Raw genomic sequence first — 3,361 nt, 5'->3', positions numbered from 1 at the left:
ATTCCCACGTCTGCGCCAACCACTCCTTGATTGCACCCCAGACCTCAATTGCTTTCGCCTTGATGGTGTCCCAGTTTGTCCAAAGTGCCGCACCAATCGCGATTAAGGCTACAATGGCACCAATGATGATCCATATTGTTGAAGTGGCGACTCCAAAAGCGGCGGCAACAATACCAACAACAGTACCAATCCCGGTAAGAATGGGGCCTAATACAGCTATTAACCCAATAAATATTCCAACAGCCGTTACGATCGCCGCAATGGTCGCAGCCAGTTGCGGGTTGTTTTGAACCCATTCAGCGATTTTACTAATAATATCCGCAATGACAGAAAGGAGAGGTGCCAAAGCTACTTTCAAATCTTGCATCGCCTGTGCAAATTGAACTGCCGGATCTTGGTCAAGCTGTTTGACACTATCATTCAGTTGGTCTTGGTTTTCCTTTAAATCAACCGTCTGATCCTTCGCACCCAAGATCGTATCAATAACTGCCTGTCCCTGATCCTCGTACATGGTACCCCAAACGGCGACCCCTAGAGCGTTTTTAGTTGTCTCGTCTTCTACACCATTAATTGCCTGGGCGACTTCATACATGGCCTGTTTCCCAGTTTCTCCGCCTTCCGCAACCGCTCGTCCCCATTTTTGCAATTGCTGGGCGGAGATATTGGTTCCATCGAGCAAATCTTGCATGGCTGAAGGCACTTCTTCACCAAACTCTGCCAGTCGAATACGGCCTTCTTTCAGACCATCGAGAAGGTTGTCAATGTTCCATGACCCCGTCTCGACTCCGGCTGCGAAAATCGCCTGGATTTCCTCTGCATCATATCCGGCAATTTTCAACTGGGTTCCGTACTCGGCGATGATGTCTAATTGTTCCGGTGGAAAGCCAATTTTGAGAAGGGAGTTAATCAACCCTAAGGCATCATCATTTGAGATGTTCAGAGAACGGGAAACCTCATTGGTTTCCTGAATCAACTCGGTAAAGTCAATGCCCGCATAAGCGCGAGCAATAGCCCCTGCTCCTTTAACAATCCGAGCATTTGCCGAATCACTGGCATCGGCATTTAATGCCCATTGCCGCCGCACTCCTTCGATAGCTGACTCTTGATCGTCAATGTACGAGGTTACAGTGTTAATGCTATCCCGGACCGCCCCCACCGATTCCGGCGGGACTTCCATGGAGATTTCAATTTTTGTCTTCAACGATGCCGAATCCAACGCTTGGCTAACCGCCCCGGCAATTCCCCCGCCAGCAGCAAGCCCACCAATCGCACTGCCCAGCTCAGAAATTGCGCCTTCTGTTTCCTTTGCTTCTTTGGAAACCCCCTGAAGATCCTGCTTGAGATTGTCCAGCGATTTGCCGTCGTCCAACCCGGCCAATTGCTTCTCAAATTTTTTCAGTTGGGTTTCTGTATATTGGATCTCTCGGCGAAAGGCCCGATACTGAGCCTCACCGATTTCACCTCGCTTAAACTGCTTCTCGACTTGGCTTTGCGCCGATTTCAATCGGTTCAATCGCTCGGTGGTGTTCTCAATCTGTTGCGTCAATAGCTGTTGTTTCTGCGCCAAGGCTTCCACATTGCCCGGATCAAATTTGAGCAGGCGATCTACATCCCGCAATTCTTGTTGCAAGCTACGACTTCGTTTATTTACGTCGCTAAGGGCTTTATCTAAACCCTTCGTCTCCCCATCCAGCTCAATCGTGATTCCCTGGATTCGTTTCCTCGCCATATCCTCACCTGCCTTTCAAAATTAAAAGTTGTCAAAGTCCTTTTGTGTAGCCCTTCTTGCCCTCATTTTCCGTCTTTTCGGATCGTTCATCTCGATATATTCCTCAATGAAATCCAGACACATCCCAATCGTCATGTCCTCCAGATCATCCCGCTGTAATCCTACTTGACGACAAATGAAGAGGAACGAATCCGTGGTAATCGGTTCCCCACGATCCGTTCCTCTTTTTTCGTCTATTTTTTTTTACCCTGAATCGTTGCGATAATCATGTCCTGCAATGCAGGAATGACTTCAATCATCGGGAACTCATCAAATCCATCTAACCAGGTAATCGGGTCTGGGATCTTGGGATCAGCCGTTTTCGCCATTGTCCAAGCGATATTGTAGAAAACCTCGAAATCCAACCCTTGCAGATCATTCGGCTCAATTTCTTCGGGCTTCAACTTACCCAGTTTCTCCAATGCTCCCATTTTGATGATTTCAGAAAAGAAATCCTTCCCGAACTGAGCTTTGAAGCGGAGAGGAGTGGCCGCCGTGGACTTAAATCGCACCTCTTTTCCATCGATTGTCAGTGTTTTTTCCATTAACCCTCAACGCCTCCTCCGCCACTCCCATTCCCTTCATACACAGCCGTGTACCAAGCATCATAAACGGCAGCCGGTGTATCTGGACTCGTCTTGGTTTTTACGGCGTAATCGGTTGGTCTTGGTGATGCGACAAACGTGAGCTCATCCGGCGTCGGTTCCACTGTATCTGTCTTCGTTGAGCTTGTCACCGTTGGACGATTGGCTGTGCAATTGTACAGAACATGACGAATAGCCTTGATATCTCCGTCAAATTCAAAAAGAAACGCGAACGACTTTCCTTTTGCCGTCGTTTTCTCAGTCAGTACCATATCTGTTTCGTCTTTTTCTTCACCTAAACAGTCGATAGCAAATTGTTCCGGGATCGTAGCAATAGACAATGTACCGTCATACCCCTGGTTATTTTGTGCACTGTAGTAAAGTACATCGTCAGCGTAAAACTCCGCCATTTCTCCGCGAGGTTCCAAAGATAATTCCACTGCCCCTGGAATACGAATGGGCGTATCATATGTGATAGTTCCAGTTTCTTCGTCATACGTGAATGTTGCATAATGCACATTTTTTAACCCGAATTTCACTTTGTTTGCCATTCAAACCACTCCGATCTCATAGATTTTCTGGAACAGCTTTTCCGCTTCGATCCATACTTCCGTTGTCTCATATACCAAATGGTTGGCGTCCAAAGCCGATTCCAGAGCGGCCTCAGCATCTAAATCCTTTTTGTCAGTATAAAGTTCAATCGAAATGTTGCTGATCTTTTTGTATACTCGGTTGTCTGCAAAAAAGTTAGCGGAATCATCGACTTGATAGGTGATGAACGGCGGAGGCGGGACGTTGTCGCTGATAAAATGCGAGTAGGCCACGGGATAACCGGTGCTTTTAAGGATCGTTGCTAGCTCGTCCAACGTCATCCCCGGATCACCTTCTCAGATTTCTGGACATATTCCTGAATCGCTTCCTCCTCCACCGGGCCAATGTGGGGAATACCCGCCACCCGCCCTCCGCCACGTTTAGCGTGTCCATGTTCAAGCAAGTGGGTCAACTGATA

At 47.8% G+C, this 3,361-nt stretch carries 4 protein-coding genes; all 4 read right to left on the bottom strand.

The window, feature by feature from the left end; all coding sequences use genetic code 11:
• Nucleotides 1–1,729 (bottom strand): phage tail tape measure protein (locus CHM34_RS18185; RefSeq protein WP_500690236.1); only part of this gene is annotated, 1,729 nt, incomplete at its 3' end.
• Between the two features lie 233 nt (nt 1,730–1,962).
• On the bottom strand, nt 1,963–2,313 hold the full coding sequence (locus CHM34_RS18180; protein ID WP_094266027.1) for a hypothetical protein: 351 nt from the start codon (nt 2,311–2,313) through the stop codon (nt 1,963–1,965).
• Nucleotides 2,313–2,903, bottom strand: coding sequence for a major tail protein (locus CHM34_RS18175; RefSeq protein WP_094266026.1), 591 nt, complete (start codon nt 2,901–2,903; stop codon nt 2,313–2,315). The genes CHM34_RS18180 and CHM34_RS18175 overlap by 1 nt, the downstream gene beginning before the upstream one ends.
• On the bottom strand, nt 2,904–3,224 hold the full coding sequence (locus CHM34_RS18170) for a hypothetical protein (protein ID WP_094266025.1): 321 nt from the start codon (nt 3,222–3,224) through the stop codon (nt 2,904–2,906).
• Between the last annotated feature and the right edge of the window lie 137 nt (nt 3,225–3,361).

Origin of the sequence: Paludifilum halophilum, assembly GCF_002245355.1 — a bacterium.
Taxonomy (GTDB): Bacteria; Bacillota; Bacilli; order Thermoactinomycetales; family DSM-45169; genus Paludifilum; species Paludifilum halophilum.
The sequence above is the reverse complement of the archived record's forward strand: the minus strand, read 5'-3'. Positions and strand labels throughout refer to the sequence as shown.

What these genes read in the sequence shown, in the direction of transcription:
- CHM34_RS18180 (WP_094266027.1), bottom strand. Translation starts at nt 2,313, where the DNA reads ATGGAAAAAACACTGACAATCGATGGAAAAGAGGTGCGATTTAAGTCC.
- CHM34_RS18175 (WP_094266026.1), bottom strand. Translation starts at nt 2,903, where the DNA reads ATGGCAAACAAAGTGAAATTCGGGTTAAAAAATGTGCATTATGCAACA.
- CHM34_RS18170 (WP_094266025.1), bottom strand. Translation starts at nt 3,224, where the DNA reads ATGACGTTGGACGAGCTAGCAACGATCCTTAAAAGCACCGGTTATCCC.